This is a genomic window from Prevotella sp. P3-122, from assembly GCF_002251365.1.
In the GTDB taxonomy this organism is placed as follows: domain Bacteria; phylum Bacteroidota; class Bacteroidia; order Bacteroidales; family Bacteroidaceae; genus Prevotella.
Window position 1 is genome coordinate 1 of record NZ_NPJH01000092.1, and the last position, 14,336, is coordinate 14,336.

Annotated in this window: 12 protein-coding genes and 1 tRNA gene; 5 read left to right on the forward strand and 8 right to left on the reverse strand. The window is 51.3% G+C overall.

Features of this window, described 5'->3' with window-relative positions; translation table 11 throughout:
- Positions 1-239: transposase (locus CIL02_RS14820; protein ID WP_094398443.1), on the forward strand; the 239-nt coding region annotated here is incomplete at its 5' end.
- Between the two features lie 144 nt (positions 240-383).
- On the opposite strand, the gene CIL02_RS14825 is transcribed toward CIL02_RS14820, so the two are convergent.
- Positions 384-457: transfer RNA gene (locus tag CIL02_RS14825), tRNA-Ile, on the reverse strand.
- Positions 458-625: 168 nt separating this feature from the next.
- Between CIL02_RS14825 and ribF the strand changes: the two genes are divergently transcribed.
- Positions 626-1,594 (forward strand): riboflavin biosynthesis protein RibF, encoded by a 969-nt coding sequence (gene ribF, locus CIL02_RS14830; RefSeq protein ID WP_094402900.1) that lies wholly within the window; start codon positions 626-628, stop codon positions 1,592-1,594.
- Positions 1,554-2,363: a CPBP family intramembrane glutamic endopeptidase gene (locus tag CIL02_RS14835; protein ID WP_240513741.1), complete on the forward strand. Its 810-nt coding sequence runs from the start codon at positions 1,554-1,556 to the stop codon at positions 2,361-2,363. Before ribF ends, CIL02_RS14835 begins: the two co-directional genes overlap by 41 nt.
- Positions 2,364-2,643: 280 nt before the next feature.
- Here the strand turns inward: CIL02_RS14835 and CIL02_RS14840 are convergent, their stop codons facing one another.
- The 6 genes from CIL02_RS14840 to topA all read right to left on the reverse strand — a co-directional run bounded on the left by CIL02_RS14840 (position 2,644) and on the right by topA (position 9,381).
- Positions 2,644-3,129, reverse strand: coding sequence for a pyruvate ferredoxin oxidoreductase (locus tag CIL02_RS14840; RefSeq protein WP_094402902.1), 486 nt, complete (start codon positions 3,127-3,129; stop codon positions 2,644-2,646).
- Entirely contained in the window at positions 3,119-3,631 is a 513-nt protein-coding gene (locus tag CIL02_RS14845) for an RNA polymerase sigma factor (protein ID WP_094402904.1), read from the reverse strand. Before CIL02_RS14845 ends, CIL02_RS14840 begins: the two co-directional genes overlap by 11 nt.
- Before the next feature lie 111 nt (positions 3,632-3,742).
- Positions 3,743-4,516, reverse strand: coding sequence for an acetylglutamate kinase (gene argB / locus CIL02_RS14850; protein ID WP_094402905.1), 774 nt, complete (start codon positions 4,514-4,516; stop codon positions 3,743-3,745).
- A gap of 25 nt (positions 4,517-4,541) precedes the next feature.
- On the reverse strand, positions 4,542-6,434 hold the full coding sequence (gene speA / locus CIL02_RS14855) for a biosynthetic arginine decarboxylase (protein WP_094402907.1): 1,893 nt from the start codon (positions 6,432-6,434) through the stop codon (positions 4,542-4,544).
- Positions 6,435-6,518: 84 nt separating this feature from the next.
- On the reverse strand, positions 6,519-7,046 hold the full coding sequence (locus tag CIL02_RS14860) for a shikimate kinase (protein WP_094402908.1): 528 nt from the start codon (positions 7,044-7,046) through the stop codon (positions 6,519-6,521).
- Positions 7,047-7,059: 13 nt separating this feature from the next.
- Positions 7,060-9,381, reverse strand: coding sequence for a type I DNA topoisomerase (topA, locus tag CIL02_RS14865; protein ID WP_094403018.1), 2,322 nt, complete (start codon positions 9,379-9,381; stop codon positions 7,060-7,062).
- Between the two features lie 500 nt (positions 9,382-9,881).
- Between topA and CIL02_RS14870 the strand changes: the two genes are divergently transcribed.
- Together CIL02_RS14870 and CIL02_RS14875 are read left to right on the forward strand one after the other, a co-directional pair.
- Positions 9,882-12,695 carry a helix-turn-helix domain-containing protein gene (locus CIL02_RS14870; RefSeq protein ID WP_170935122.1) on the forward strand — a complete coding sequence of 938 codons (2,814 nt, stop codon included), beginning with the start codon at positions 9,882-9,884 and terminating at the stop codon, positions 12,693-12,695.
- 230 nt (positions 12,696-12,925) lie between these two features.
- Positions 12,926-13,438 carry an RNA polymerase sigma factor gene (locus CIL02_RS14875; RefSeq protein WP_094402912.1) on the forward strand — a complete coding sequence of 171 codons (513 nt, stop codon included), beginning with the start codon at positions 12,926-12,928 and terminating at the stop codon, positions 13,436-13,438.
- Here CIL02_RS14875 and CIL02_RS14880 read toward each other — a convergent pair.
- Positions 13,435-14,316 (reverse strand): helix-turn-helix domain-containing protein, encoded by an 882-nt coding sequence (locus tag CIL02_RS14880; protein WP_371589558.1) that lies wholly within the window; start codon positions 14,314-14,316, stop codon positions 13,435-13,437. The genes CIL02_RS14875 and CIL02_RS14880 overlap by 4 nt on opposite strands.
- Between the last annotated feature and the right edge of the window lie 20 nt (positions 14,317-14,336).

Below are 14,336 nucleotides of genomic sequence, written 5' to 3' on the forward strand. Positions count from 1 at the left end.
CTATGGCTCGATGGTACAACAAGGTTGAGGAGGCGGGACTGCACTCGTTCAACGTTATTGCCGCTACCTTCTACGAACATTATGATGAGATCCTTAACTTTTACAACAATCGTTCTTCAAACGCATTGGCGGAATCATTCAATGCTAAAATCAAACTTTTTAGAGCCAATCTGAGAGGCGTCGTTGATAAGAAGTTCTTCCTCTTTCGCATTGCTAAACTTTACGCCTACCCACACTAAATAGCTACTGAGCCCATAGAACTCTAATTGCAATCATTATTTTGCAATATCATAGACTTTTCATAATTGCACTGTTTTCCTATTGTTTTCCCGAAAAGAAAAATCAGCAACCTACTTTAGAGTGTAAGTTGCTGATTTTTAGTGTGGACCAGCTAGGGCTTGAACCTAGGACCTCCAGATTATGAGTCTGTTGCTCTAACCAACTGAGCTACAAGTCCGGCTTAACGATAAGGTATCGGTAAGTTTTGTGGGTGCAAAGATACGGTGTTTATCTTGAATATCCAAATTTTTTTTGTGAAAAGTGACTAAATCTGCTTGTATTAGTTGTTGCTTACCCTGTTTTTCAGTACCTTTGCAGGCAAAGGCAGATAGAGCAGGAGAAAGATATGAGGATTACGACGCTTACTGATGAGGCTGTAGCCTTGCAACCGGCTGTTGCCACGATAGGGTTCTTCGATGGCGTTCACCTTGGCCATCGCTACCTGCTGGCTCAGGTGATAGAAGAGGCTGGAAGGCGGGGGGTGCAGCCAATGGCAATTACCTTCGACCGGCATCCGCGCGAGGTGCTGGACAGCGATTACCGTCCGGCGCTGCTGACGACGCTCGACGATAAACTGTCGCTCATTGGACAGAGTGGCATTGAGCATTGTGTGGTATTGCGTTTCACTCGTGAGCTGGCGGCCATGCCTGCCCGTACTTTCATGGCAGACATCCTGCGCTGCAGGCTGAATGTCTGCGGCCTTGTCCTTGGTTACGACAACCGCTTTGGCCATGACCGTGACGCTCGGTTCGGAGATTACGTGGAGTGGGGCAGGGAACTGGGAATAGACGTGAGCCGCGGCCTGCCTTACGATATTGACGGCCTTAGGGTAAGCTCGTCGGTTGTGCGAAGGCTTGTTGCAGCTGGCGACATGGAGCTTGCCAGAAAATGCCTTGGCCGTCCGTATGCCATCACGGGCAAGGTGGTTGGAGGATATCAGGAGGGCAGGAAGATAGGATTCCCTACGGCGAACATCGTCCCTGCGGAGACTTCCCTGCTGCACCCTGCCAATGGTGTCTATGGAGTGATGGTGGGCGTGGACGGGATAGGGAACCGCTACCGGGGAATGATGAATATCGGCAGGCGGCCTACCTTCAACGGGCATCATACTACCTTTGAGGTGAATATCCTTGACTTTGACGGCGACCTTTATGGAAAGACCCTTACTGTGGAGTTCTGCCATAGGGTGAGGGACGAGAGGAAGTTTACCGACATAGGGCAGCTGGTAGCCCAGTTGCATGAGGACAGAATGACAATAACCAAAATGTTTGATAATGATGACAATAAGAAACACCTTTGTGAGGGCAGGCGTTGACGTGATGCTCTATCTGATATTGTTTTTGCTTCTACAGATTTTGTTCAGTTCCGCCGCTATGTTGGTAGGGAAGTTTGTCGAGATGGGGCCAGGAGTGTCCATGGCCGCCAGCTCCGCCTTGAGTGCTGTTGCCACGATATGGCTGTTTGCCTATCGCAGGTGGTCACCCTATTCCCGTAGGTATCTGGCGGGCCGTCCATGGGCTGTGCTGCTGTGGGTGGTTCTTCTTGCGTTCGGCAGCATAGCGCCGTCGGAGTGGATGCTTGAGCAGCTGGAGCTGGATATGCCCGCCGACACACTCCGCCTGCTGGAGCAGGTTATGGCTACACCCTGGGGATATATGGCCGTTGGAGTTCTCACCCCTGTTGCCGAGGAGATGGTGTTCCGTGGGGCCGTATTGCGCAGGCTTCTTGCCGTTACCGGTAAAAAAAGGCATTGGGTGGCAATAGTCATCTCGGCATTGGTTTTTGGCGGATGTCACGGTAATGACCCGCAGTTTGTCCATGCCACCCTTGTTGGCCTGCTTCTTGGATGGATGTATTACCGTACCGACAGCATAGTTCCCGGTGTCGTGTTCCATTGGGTGAACAATTCGGTGGCCTTTGTCGCCTACAACCTGTTGCCGCAGAGCAGCAACGGCACCATCTCCGACCTTTTCGGAGGCAATCAGACTACGGTAATGATGTTGCTGCTGTTCTCGTTGTGCATCTTTCTGCCAAGCCTCTTCCAGCTTTCGCAGAGGCTACGCAGGATAGAGGGGGAGTCGTGAGAATCTGGAACGGGAATTGGTTTTGGTGAATGGTTTTTTTTGAACGCGAATTTCCGCGAATGACCGTGAGTTTCCGTGAAATTGTCCGTAATCGGACGGGGAACGGCAATTATCAGCAATGTCTGGCAATTGTCCATAAAAGGAAGAGACCGCAAGCTCACGATTGAGTTGCGGTCTCGTAGTTTTAGTATGATATGAAAAATTTGAGAGATTAGAAGCTTCACAGCTTCAGGTTGTTTTACTAAACATGATTATATAGAGAAAGCATAGAAATATAGTCTTATTTCAGCATGTCGGGCCTCTGTGCCTGTGGTTCGGCTATGCTCCTTTTCATGGAGTCTACCACTGCGCTGTCCGTCATGGCTATTGACGTGCCCTTCCTTATGTTGTCATAGCCATCGTATTGGCTTATGGGGTCAGCGTCCTTGCCGGCGAACGGTACCTGGAGCGCATTGCCCAATGTGAGGATGATGGCCACCATGGCGGCAGCCTTGAAGATGGGCCTTAGCCTTTGTGCCATAGAGATGGTCCTGGCCTTTACCGGTGCGGCGTCCTCCGTCATGGCAAGCAACCTTCTGTCGAAGTCGTCTCCAAGTGTGTCGCTTTTCTTCTCGGCCTGCTCGTATGTGAACAGGTCCTTGAATCTCAGCAGCTCCACGGGTACATCCTTCTGGCTGAAGAACGACCTCAGAATGTCCTCCTCCTCCAGTGATGTCTCGCATCGCCAGTAGCGTTCGAGCAGTTGGTTGATATATTTATAGTCCATAATCGTCGAGTTCCTTAAATCGTTGCTTAATGGTTTGCCTTGCCCTAAAGATATTGACCTTTACCTGGTCTTCAGATATCTGTAGTATCTCGGCCACCTCCTTGTAGGATTTTCCCTCGAAGTCGCGCAGCTGCATGCATGTGCGCTGTTTCTCGGGCAGAGAGTCAACGAGTTTTCTGACCAGCTGTATTCGGTCTTTCTGGTTCATTTCCTCGTAGGGGTTTCTTGTTGCCGACGGTGTCTCGTGCAGGTTGTCTTCGAGTGAGCTGTTATGGTTGTCCATTTTCCTCATTCTGTCGAGGGCAAGGTTTCTGCAGATTGTCATGCAGAAAGCTTCAATGGAGTCTATCTCGTCCCAGCGTTCCCTTCGGTTCCAGACTTTCATCAGCGTGTCCTGTACGATGTCCTCTGCCTCTGCATTGTTGCACGTGATGCGCAGGGCAAGCCTGTAGAGAATATTCTTCAGGGGCAGGATGTCGTTTCGGAAGCTGACCTTTTTCATCTTGTTCTCTTAATGGTTGACGATTGGTGGTGGATAATGTTACGTGCAGCCTTATGTTTTAACCTTTGTTAACTTTGCGAGGCTGCTATTGTCATGGTGGCTTGTGGGAGTTTATTTCCTCAGTACTGTGCCATGTTGGCCGTCAATTGCATTAGCCTTGGTGATGACGACCTTTTCTACACCGTTGCGTATGGCGTTGAACGAGTTCTCGAGCTTGGGTATCATTCCTCCTGCTACCGTTCCGTTTTCGACCAGCGTCTTGAATTCCCCGGCGCTGATGCTGCCTATCACGCTGTCGTCATCATCGGGATTTGCCAGTACGCCTTTTTTCTCGAAGCAGAAGATGAGGGTAACATTATAATATGGTGTAAGTGACATGGCCGTTACTGACGCTATGGTGTCGGCGTTGGTGTTGAGTATGTTGCCCATGCCGTCGTGCGTAAGTGGTGCCATGACGGGTGTGATGCCAGCCTCTACGAGTGTGTGCAGCATCTGTCCGTCGGCCTTGTCGACATCTCCCACGAAGCCGAAGTCTATGCCGTCCTTTATAGGCCTTTTGTGCGAGCGTATGACATTGATGTCGGCACCCGTCAGCCCGAGTGCGTTGACGCCAGCTGCCTGCAGTCTGGCAACAAGGTTTTTGTTGACCAGTCCTCCGTAGACCATCGTCACCACATCAAGCATGGCGCTGTCGGTAATTCTCCTTCCGTTCACCATCTTGCTCTCTATGCCCAGCTGTGCGGCAACGCTTGTGGCTCTTCTTCCTCCTCCATGCACAAGGACCTTGCGGCCGGGTATGGCAGCAAAGTCCTTGAGCAACTGTTTCAGCTGAGCCTCGTCCTCGACGACGGCCCCGCCGACTTTAATTACAGTGATATTGTCCATTTATATCGGTTTCATCGTGATTTCTTTATTCCAGATAGGTATATCCGTACAGTCCTGAGCGGTAGGTGCCGAGGAACTCTTTTCCCTCTTCTAGGCTAATTTTCCCCTCCTTCACACTCTTTGTCACCCATGTCTCCAGTTGCCTTACGAGCTTTTTTGGATTATACTGCACGTAGTCGAGTACCTCCTCAACAGTCTCGCCATCAATAATCTGGTCGATGTGGTATTTGCCATCCTTAACAGAGATATGTACGGCGTTGGTATCTCCGAACAGGTTATGCATATCGCCGAGAATTTCCTGATATGCTCCGATGAGGAATACGCCAAGATGGTAGTTTTCGTTTTTTCTCAGTGCGTGTATAGGTAGCACGTGCTTGATATGTCCGTCGGCTACGAAGTTTGATATCTTTCCGTCCGAGTCGCATGTGATGTCCTGCAGGGTGGCGTGCCTTGTCGGTCTTTCGTTGAGCCGCTGTATGGGCATAATGGGGAACAGCTGGTCGATGGCCCATGAGTCGGGCAGGCTTTGGAACAGCGAGAAGTTGCAGAAATACTTGTCGGCAAGCAGCTTGTCGAGGTTCTTCAGTTCCTCTGGCACGTGCTTCATGCTCTTGGCCAGTGCGTTAATCTCGTGTGCTACGCTCCAGTACATCCTCTCTATCTCAGCCCTTGTCTTCAGGTCAACGATGCCGTGGCTGAACAATTCGAGCGCCTCGTCCCTAATTTGCTCGGCATCGTGCCAGTCCTCAAGCATGGTCCTTGGGTTCAGGTTGTCCCAAATCTCGTACAGGTCCTTTACCAGCTGGTGGTCATTGGCCTTGGCCTCAAACTCCTCTGGCATTTCCGGCAGACTTGCCGTTTCGAGCACGTCAATGACCAGCACCGAGTGGTGGGCGGTCAGTGAGCGTCCGCTCTCGGTAATGATGTTGGGGTGGCGTATGCCGTTCTTGTCGGCAGCGTCAACGAAGGTGTATATACAGTCGTTGACATACTCCTGGATGCTGTAGTTCACTGAGCTTTCGCTGTTCGAAGAGCGTGTGCCGTCGTAGTCAACGCCCAATCCTCCACCGCAGTCTACGAATTCCACGTCGTAGCCCATCTTGTGGAGGTTGATGTAGAACTGTGCGGCCTCCCTTAGGGCAGTCTGTATTCTTCTGATTTTGGTTATCTGCGAGCCTATGTGGAAGTGTATGAGCCTGAGGCATTCCTGCATTCCCTTCTGCTTAAGTATGTCAAGAGCCTGCAGCAGCTCAGCAGAGGTCAGTCCGAACTTCGAGGCGTCTCCTCCGCTTTCCTCCCATTTTCCAGAGCCGCTCGATGCGAGTTTTATCCTGATGCCGAGGTTGGGCTTGACGTTGAGTTTCTTGGCCACCTTGGCAATGGTTTCCAGCTCGTTGAGTTTCTCCACGACGATGAATATTCTCTTGCCCATCTTCTGTGCCAGCAGAGCCAGCTCGATGTATGCCTGGTCTTTGTAGCCGTTGCAGATTATGAGCGAGTCGCTTTGGCATTGTACAGCGATGACAGCGTGCAGCTCTGGTTTGGAGCCAGCCTCCAGTCCGAGGTTGAACTTTCGTCCGTGCGAGATAATCTCCTCCACTACTGGCTGTATCTGGTTAACCTTTATGGGGTAGATGATGAAGTTCTCACCCTTGTAGTCGTATTCCTCCTTCGCCTGTTGGAAGCAGCTTGCCGTTTTCTCGATGCGGTTGTCGAGAATGTCTGGGAACCGCAGCAGCACAGGAGGAGTGACATCGCGCAATGCCAGCTCGTCCATGACCTCTCTGAGGTCTATCTGGGCGTTGTTCTTGCATGGTGATACGTAGACGTCACCCTTGTTGTTGATACCGAAATAGGACACTCCCCATCCGTTGATGTTGTAGAGTTCCTTCGAGTCTTCAATGGTCCATTTCTTCATGTTGCAGTTGTGGTATGGTTGCCCCGCAGCTGTGGGCGAAGTTTGTTACTGTTTTAATAGTGTTGTGCGGGTGGACCGATGTAGTCAGATGCCCAGTATGCCGCGTATGTTCTCTACAGAGAACTTTATTTTTTCGTAGTTGTCCATCAGGCTTACGTCCAGCGTGTGCTTGGCCCTCTCGTAGAAGTGCCTCCGGTATTTAAGCTGTTCTCTTATGAATATCTGCACTTCCTCGGGAGTCTTGTTGAGCAGTAGCGGCCGTACGGACTTACCCATCTTCAGGTGTCCGTAGAGCACCTCCGGCGTTGCCTTAAGGTATACCGTGTCGCCTTGGTTGTTGATATATTCCATGTTGTCGTAGAAGCAAGGCGTTCCGCCTCCGCAGCTTATGATGACGTTCTCGAACTCCGCCACCTCGTGCAGCATGTTGCGCTCAATCTTCCTGAACCCCTCCTCACCTGCCGAGTCGAAAATCTGCTTCACCGTTTTCCTCATCCTGCTCTCTATGTACCAGTCAAGGTCGTAGAACGGCAAGCCGGTTTCCTTGCTCAGGGCCTTGCCTATAGTGGTTTTGCCCGAGCCCATGTAGCCAATCAGAATAATCCTCTTCATAAAGCGTGTATGGCTATTTCCTCTTGGTCTTAGGTTCCGGAGCTTTGTTGACAATCTCCATACACTGGCTGTAGGTCAGCTCAGCAGCCTTGTCGTGCAGTGCCTTGGGCAACCTGTAGTTCTTTCCGTCGTATGCCAGGTATGGGCCATACCGTCCGTTCAGCACCTCCATACCCGCATCCTCCTCGAAGGTCTTTATATGGCGTTGCTCCTCCTGCTTGCGCTTGCGCACGATAATCTCTATAGCCTTTTCGATGGTCACCGTCATGGGGTCCTCGTCCTTAGGCAGCGAGGCATACTTCTTCTGGTGAAGCACGTATGGTCCGAACTTGCCTGCGCCAATCACCACTGGCGTACCCTCGAATGTGCCCACTGTGCGTGGCAGCTTGAACAGCTCCAGTGCCTCCTCAAGCGTTATGCTCTCAATGCTCTTGTCGGCGGGCATCTGTGCGAACTGAGGCTTGTTCTCGTCATCGGCAGACCCTATCTGTACAGCAGGACCGAAACGGCATATCTTCACATACACCGGCCTACCCGTCTTCGGATCGTTGCCCAAGAGCCTCTCTCCCGCCTTGTGCTCAGAGCGTTCGTTCATCACCTTGTCCACGACAGGTTCGAAGTCCTTGTCAAAACCTCTCATCATCTTCAGCCACTCAGCCTTGCCTTCGGCAATGAGGTCGAACTGTTCCTCTACGCGTGCTGTGAAATTGTAGTCCATAATCTCGGGGAAGTTCCTCATCAGGAAGTCGTTCACCACCATGCCAATGTCTGTCGGCAGCAGCTTGCCCTTGTCTGAGCCCGCCATTTCCACCTTCGTCCTCGACGTCACCATCGAGCCCTTCAGAGTGTCTATGGCATACTGCCTCTCTACTCCGCTCTTGTCGCCTTTCTGCACGTATTCCCTCTGCTGTATGGTGGAAATGGTCGGAGCGTACGTTGACGGACGGCCGATGCCCAGCTCCTCCAGCTTGTGTACCAGGCTTGCCTCAGTATATCGTGCCGGTCCCTGACTGAACCTTTCGGTGGATGTTATCTCTCTGCGCTCCAGTGGGTCGCCCTCGTGGAGTACTGGCAGCAGCGACAAGTCTTCGGCGTTGCGGCCGTCATCGTCTGCAGACTCCGTGTACACCTTCAGGAAGCCGTCGAAGGTCACCACCTCTCCGTTGGCCACAAACTTGTGGCTGTTGCCGTCGGCATCGATGGTGACTGTAGTTTTCTCTATCTGTGCGTCGGCCATCTGGGAGGCTATGGTTCTCTTCCATATCAGGTCGTAGAGACGGCGCTCCTGCACAGTGCCCTCTATGCTCTGCATCTCCATGGCCGTAGGCCTGATGGCCTCGTGAGCCTCCTGTGCGCCCTTGGAGTGAGTATGGTAGTTGCGTTTCTTGGAGTATTTCTCTCCGAAGAGCCTTGTGATGGTCTCCTCGCTTGAGTTCAGTGCCAGTGCCGAGAGATTTACGCTGTCGGTACGCATGTATGTTATCTGACCGTTCTCATACAAGTGCTGGGCCACCATCATCGTCTGGCTAACCGTGAAGCCCAGTTTTCTGGCTGCCTCCTGCTGTAGTGTCGACGTGGTGAACGGAGGAGCAGGCATGCGCTTGAGGGGCTTCTTCTGTACCCCACCCACATGGAAGTTGCAGTCTTTGCACTCCTCCAGGAATGCCAGTGCCTCAGCGTGGGTCTTGAACCTGATGTCCAGCTCTGCTTTCAGCTCGCTCATGCTGCCGTCGGCGTTTGTCACTCCGAACAGGGCGTTTATCCTGTAGTAGGGCTCGCTCGTGAAAGCCTGTATCTCCCGCTCCCGCTCGACAATCAGTCTCACGGCCACGCTCTGCACGCGTCCTGCCGAGAGCGAGGGCTTCACCTTGCGCCACAGTACCGGCGAGAGCTTGAAGCCCACCAGCCTGTCGAGAACCCTGCGCGCCTGCTGCGCATTCACCAGGTTCATGTCCAGATGGCGTGGTGTCTCAATGGCCTTGAGTATGGCCGGCTTGGTTATTTCGTGGAAGACGATACGCTTGGTCTTTTCCTCGTCAAGGCCGAGCACCTCGCACAGATGCCATGAGATGGCCTCTCCCTCACGGTCCTCATCGGATGCGAGCCATACCTGCTTAGCCTTCTTGGCGCTGCTCTTCAGCTCGGAGACGAGCTTTCTCTTCTCCTCGGGTATCTCGTAGTGCGGTTCCATCGACTGCTCGTCGATGCTCAGCTCTTTCTTCTTAAGGTCTCTGATATGACCGTAGCTCGACATCACCTTGAAGTCGTTGCCCAGGAACTTCTCAATAGTCTTAGCCTTTGCGGGGCTCTCTACGATAACTAAATTGTCTTGCATAGTTGCCATTTGATATTTATGGGGCACAAAAGTAACTAAAACTTTTGCTTATACCTTATTATATATGCATAATTTTATTTTTTTTAAGATATTGCCCCATTGCGTTGTAGGCGCATTGATTACAATTCATATTCCTGTTGCACAAAAAAACGTCCGCTTGCATAAACCGTAATACATGATGTGTAATGAGATAATTAGGTTCGGCTGAAATATGGAGTGATGATTAAAAGAATAATATCTTTGAAGTGAGTCGGATATAACTGTCATGGTCTGTGAATATGACTACACCGCTGATAAGGTTAATAACCTTACGGCCTTAAGGTTATTAACCTTAATGGCAGTGAAGTCAACATACACAGACCACGCAGCAATAAGCGGTATTCACTCGAAATGTCTTATTTGCCTGAAGTTGCCCATGTATGGAACGATTTTTTTGCCGATTTTATCGTGTTATTGAGTTTTTTGTGTTATATTTGCACCAATACTGCAAGCCACAAACAATGAATACCATTATATTGATACTGATACTGCTGTTGTTGCCGCTATCCTTGAAGGGGCAGACAGAAAACATGCATAGCCTGACAATAGACGATGGCATGCAGAACGGCTCGGTCATATCCATCATGCGTGGTTCCGACGGGTTTGTGTATCTCGGCACTTTCACTGGCATCACCCGCTACGATGGTGTCAACGTGGTGAATATTCCCATAACCGGACGTAGTGACAGAAAATACAATATAGTCTATGCACTCTTCGAGGCAGACCCTACCCATTACTATGTCGGCAATCAGGAGGGACTGTGGCTCTTCGACCCAACAACGCTTGAGACAAAGAGGGTTTATGCAGAGGATATCGACTGTGAGGTCCGTGCCATAAGGAAGACTCCCCGCGGAGAAATGCTTGTCGCCACGGTAGGAGGACTGTTCCGTATAGGCTCTGACGGTAGACTGTCGAGGATGAGGATTTACAGCTCGTCACGCCTTACCGATACCAATGTGTGCGATATAGCTGTTGTGGGTAAGGGGAACCCCTCGTCCTTGGGTCGTGAAGGTGCTGTCTGGGCGGTAACGGTGAGTGGCGTCGTGGGCATTGACCTTGCCGGCAATGCGGGTGGCCATCTGTATCCGGCTCCTGTGCTGTCAGGAGGGTCTGATGATGTGTATGCTACCGGAGCTGACAACCAGACAGTCAGGATCCGCCCCAGCAGAATTGCCATAACACCGGGAGGCGACATTTTCATAGGAACACAGGAGCATGGATTGTGGAAGTTCAGTTCCCGTGACGGAAGTTACCACTTTTTTGCTTTGCCTGGCAGCTGCGTCAATATGCTCAGCGTGTCTGCCAATGGCAATCTGCTTGTGGCCTCCGACTTGTATGGAGCCGTGGAGCTGAGTCCGCTTACGGGCAAAAGCCTTTTGGCATACGATGATAAGGGAGGGCCAAACAGCTCGCAGGCAAGGTTCAGCAATCCGCAGGTGTTCTACCGTGACGCTGCCGGCATTGACTGGATAGGCTACAAGTTCTACGGCCTCGACCATACATACTATAACAGCGGTATTTTCAAGGTGTATCAAATACCGGGCTTGCACGACAGCTCAAAACAGCATGTCATCTGCTCGCTCGCAGATGGCAATAGAACACTCGTTGGCACGCGGAACGGACTCTACATCGTAGACGATGAACACCAGACGGTGGAATATTTTGGTGAGGACCAGCTTGGCTCCCGCTATGTGTCGACACTCACGAAGGCTGGAGACAGATATATTGTAGGAACTCAGACGGCTGGATTTACAGAGATTGACGCCGCCACGCTGAGAGTGATGAATATAGATATGCCACGCCGGCTCTGTAAGTCGCTCGTGTACCAGTGCAGGGACGATGGAATGGGCAATTTATGGCTATGTACTAATCAGGGGCTTGTGAGATACAACCCTTACCGGCGTCTGCTCAGGCTGTTTGACAATGCCAATTCACAGCTGCCCGACAAGGAGGTGTTCTGCATAGACTTCGACCTTGGGGGACGCGGATGGATATCTACGCGCAACGGCAACTGCATCTACGACCCAACCTCTGAGACCATATCCACCAAGAACCTCCCCAACAAGTTTGTCGCCCTGGGACAGCTGCGCGATATTCAGAGGATGGAGGACGGGCAGATGCTGTTCCTCCCGCAAAGAGGTTTCCCCGTGACGGCAGACGCCAGCGTGCTGAACTTCACGAGGCTAAGTTTCGATGTTGGCGAGGACGCACCCAACATTTCGTTTTTCAGAAAACACAACGGAATATGTTACTTCTGCACAGATAATGGTTTCTATACCTTCCGCAATGACTCCTTGCGTTGCTACGGTTACCTTGACGGACTGACATCGATGGAGTTCCAGAGAAATTTCCAGATTGCATCCGATGGCAGGTGCCTAGTGTCTACAAACAGGGGACTCCTTTGGACAAGAGTCAGCGACCTCAATGCTGCCAACACCATCAATGCCTTACCGGTATTGATATCGCAGATACAGACAGACCATTGGTTCAACGATGCCGAAGTAACCGCCGCCATAGCCTCACGTACGATTACGCTGAGCAGGTCGGCAGATGGAATGTCGCTCCGTTTTTCTGCCATGACATTTGGCAAGACCACCAGGCTAAGGTACGACTACATGCTTGAGGGATATGACAAGCAATGGAATATGGTTGGCGCAAACCAGACGGCATTCTACCCGTCTCTCCCATTCGGCACCTACAAGCTTAGGGTCAGGGTGAAAGGCAACGACAGTATTGCCGCCACCTATACTATTGTCGTTCCAATGGCATATTCGACGATGGCGCTTATTGCCGCGCTCGTGTTTGGCATTGCAGTAATACTCCATGTGGTGTGGTGCAGGTATTATAAGCGTGAATACCTCTGGATAAGGTTGCTTCCAAAACGCGAGGTCGTGAAATACCAGGGCAGCAGGCTAAGCCAGAAAGAGGCTGAGGCTATAGCCCGACGGCTGACAGCCTATATGGAAGACTCCAAGCCATACCTTAATCCAGACCTGATGATGACAGACCTTGCCATTGCCATCGGTGTCTCCAACCATACTCTCTCACAGATATTCACACAGCACATACGTCGAAATTATTACGATTTCATCGCAGAATACCGAATAAGGGAGTTCAAGCGCATGGCCGCTGCCGATGACAATCACAAATATACCATCATGGCCATCGCCGAGAAGTGCGGCTTCCGCTCGCGTACCTCCTTCTTTGGTGTTTTCAAGAAGATTATGGGATGTACACCCAAGGAATATTTGGAGAGAAAGGATAAAGACAGATAGCATCCAAATGTGCGAATATCGCACTGCTTGCAGACGAAATCGGAGAGCCGTACAGTACGTCTCGCTTAAAACGCACTGTACTTACTATTGCTCAAATATCTGGAATACAGTCTTTTACCTCTGTACTTTTCCGCTATTCCGCAGGTCGTAACTCTACAGGCGTTAAAAACAGGTTTCGTATTTCATAAAAGGCTAACTTTGCAGCAGAAAACCTAAATCAAGTTAGTCTTATGAACATCAGTAGCAATAAAGTTGGGCAGTTGGTGGGCAAGGCATTTGCCAGCTATCGCAACGAGGTACTGTCAGTGTTCCTGCAATATGGTATATCCATGGAGGATGCCGAGGACCTGACGCAGAGTGTTTTCCTGAAGCTCCTCGGAGTAGACATTGTTCATGAGGAGAGCCTCAAGGCTCTTGTCATGGTGACTGCCCTGAACCTGCGCAAGGACTATTGCCGCAGGCAGGCTTTCCGCCGCAAGTCGCTGGCAGCTATGGACACACCGGATACTATACAGCACTCGTGCGAGCACGAGGTGATGGCAAAGGACATAGAGGCTGTGGAGCAGTATGTTGTCAGCAAACGTCTCAACAGCATCAATGCCAGCATATATTCCCTGAGCCGCCGTGAAGGCCTTCCGGCCAAGGACATAGCCCTCCGACTGGGACTTGATGTCCGGGCCGTAGAGTATCGTCTGTATTACGCTCGTAAGATTGTGCGTGAAAAGATAGCCCTGGTTATTTAGTCCTTGCGGTATTGCGACGGGCTTACTCCCACGTGTTCCTTGAAGTATTTGCCAAGGAAGCTCTGGTTGGGGAAGTTGAGCTGTTGCGCTATGTCTTTGATGCTTAATGTGGTGTTCTTGAGCATCACCCTTATTTCGTGAGTAACATAGTCGTCAATCCACTCGTTGGGTGTCCGTCTGCTTGCCGTGCGTATCACCTCAGAGAGGTATTTTGGTGTTATGCCAAGGTTCAGTGCATACCATCCCACGCGCCGTTGGGTGCGGAAGTTTGCCTCGACAAGTTTTATGAAGTCCGTGAACAGTTTCTCCGCCCTTGCCCTGCTGTTTCCCTCGTCGTGCATTATTCTGTATATGCCGTTGCTCAGGTCGTAGACCATCGTTGTCATCAGCGACCTTACCGTTTCGCGTCGGAAGCGGTGGGCTGTGTCGTTTACCTTATATTCGAGCGCGCGGATATAGTAGCGCATCAGCTGCGCCTCGTCATTTGTGAGATGGCATACAGGATGCTTGCGTGAGAAGAGGAATAGGGAGGAAATCTCGTGGACATTGGCAACAATCTCCCGGAAGAAGTTGTCGGACATGGCAATTGCCATGCCGCGGCAGTCGGCAGACAGCCGGCAGCTGTCTACAACCTGGTTTGCTCCAATGATGATTACATCGCCAGCCTCCACGTCGTAGGGGACGGTGTCCACCTTGTAGTGCGCAGTGCCCTGCATGCACAAACCCACCAAGATGCAGTTCATGCGTCGGGAGACGACGGGGAACGGCACCTTGGTGACGTCTGTGAACAGCGCAAGCACGTCATCAAGGTGCGTGCATTGGCATGCGTCCGATATGGATTCTATGGATATGGGCGAAAAAATATTGTCGGTCATCATTCTCGCTAATTTGGTGCAAA

Bases quoted from the DNA above. Each gene is read 5' to 3' on its own strand.
- ribF (WP_094402900.1), top strand. From the start codon at position 626: ATGAGGATTACGACGCTTACTGATGAGGCTGTAGCCTTGCAACCGGCT.
- CIL02_RS14835 (WP_240513741.1), top strand. From the start codon at position 1,554: ATGATGACAATAAGAAACACCTTTGTGAGGGCAGGCGTTGACGTGATG.
- CIL02_RS14840 (WP_094402902.1), bottom strand. From the start codon at position 3,129: ATGGACTATAAATATATCAACCAACTGCTCGAACGCTACTGGCGATGC.
- CIL02_RS14845 (WP_094402904.1), bottom strand. From the start codon at position 3,631: ATGAAAAAGGTCAGCTTCCGAAACGACATCCTGCCCCTGAAGAATATT.
- argB (WP_094402905.1), bottom strand. From the start codon at position 4,516: ATGGACAATATCACTGTAATTAAAGTCGGCGGGGCCGTCGTCGAGGAC.
- speA (WP_094402907.1), bottom strand. From the start codon at position 6,434: ATGAAGAAATGGACCATTGAAGACTCGAAGGAACTCTACAACATCAAC.
- CIL02_RS14860 (WP_094402908.1), bottom strand. From the start codon at position 7,046: ATGAAGAGGATTATTCTGATTGGCTACATGGGCTCGGGCAAAACCACT.
- topA (WP_094403018.1), bottom strand. From the start codon at position 9,381: ATGCAAGACAATTTAGTTATCGTAGAGAGCCCCGCAAAGGCTAAGACT.
- CIL02_RS14870 (WP_170935122.1), top strand. From the start codon at position 9,882: ATGAATACCATTATATTGATACTGATACTGCTGTTGTTGCCGCTATCC.
- CIL02_RS14875 (WP_094402912.1), top strand. From the start codon at position 12,926: ATGAACATCAGTAGCAATAAAGTTGGGCAGTTGGTGGGCAAGGCATTT.
- CIL02_RS14880 (WP_371589558.1), bottom strand. From the start codon at position 14,316: ATGATGACCGACAATATTTTTTCGCCCATATCCATAGAATCCATATCG.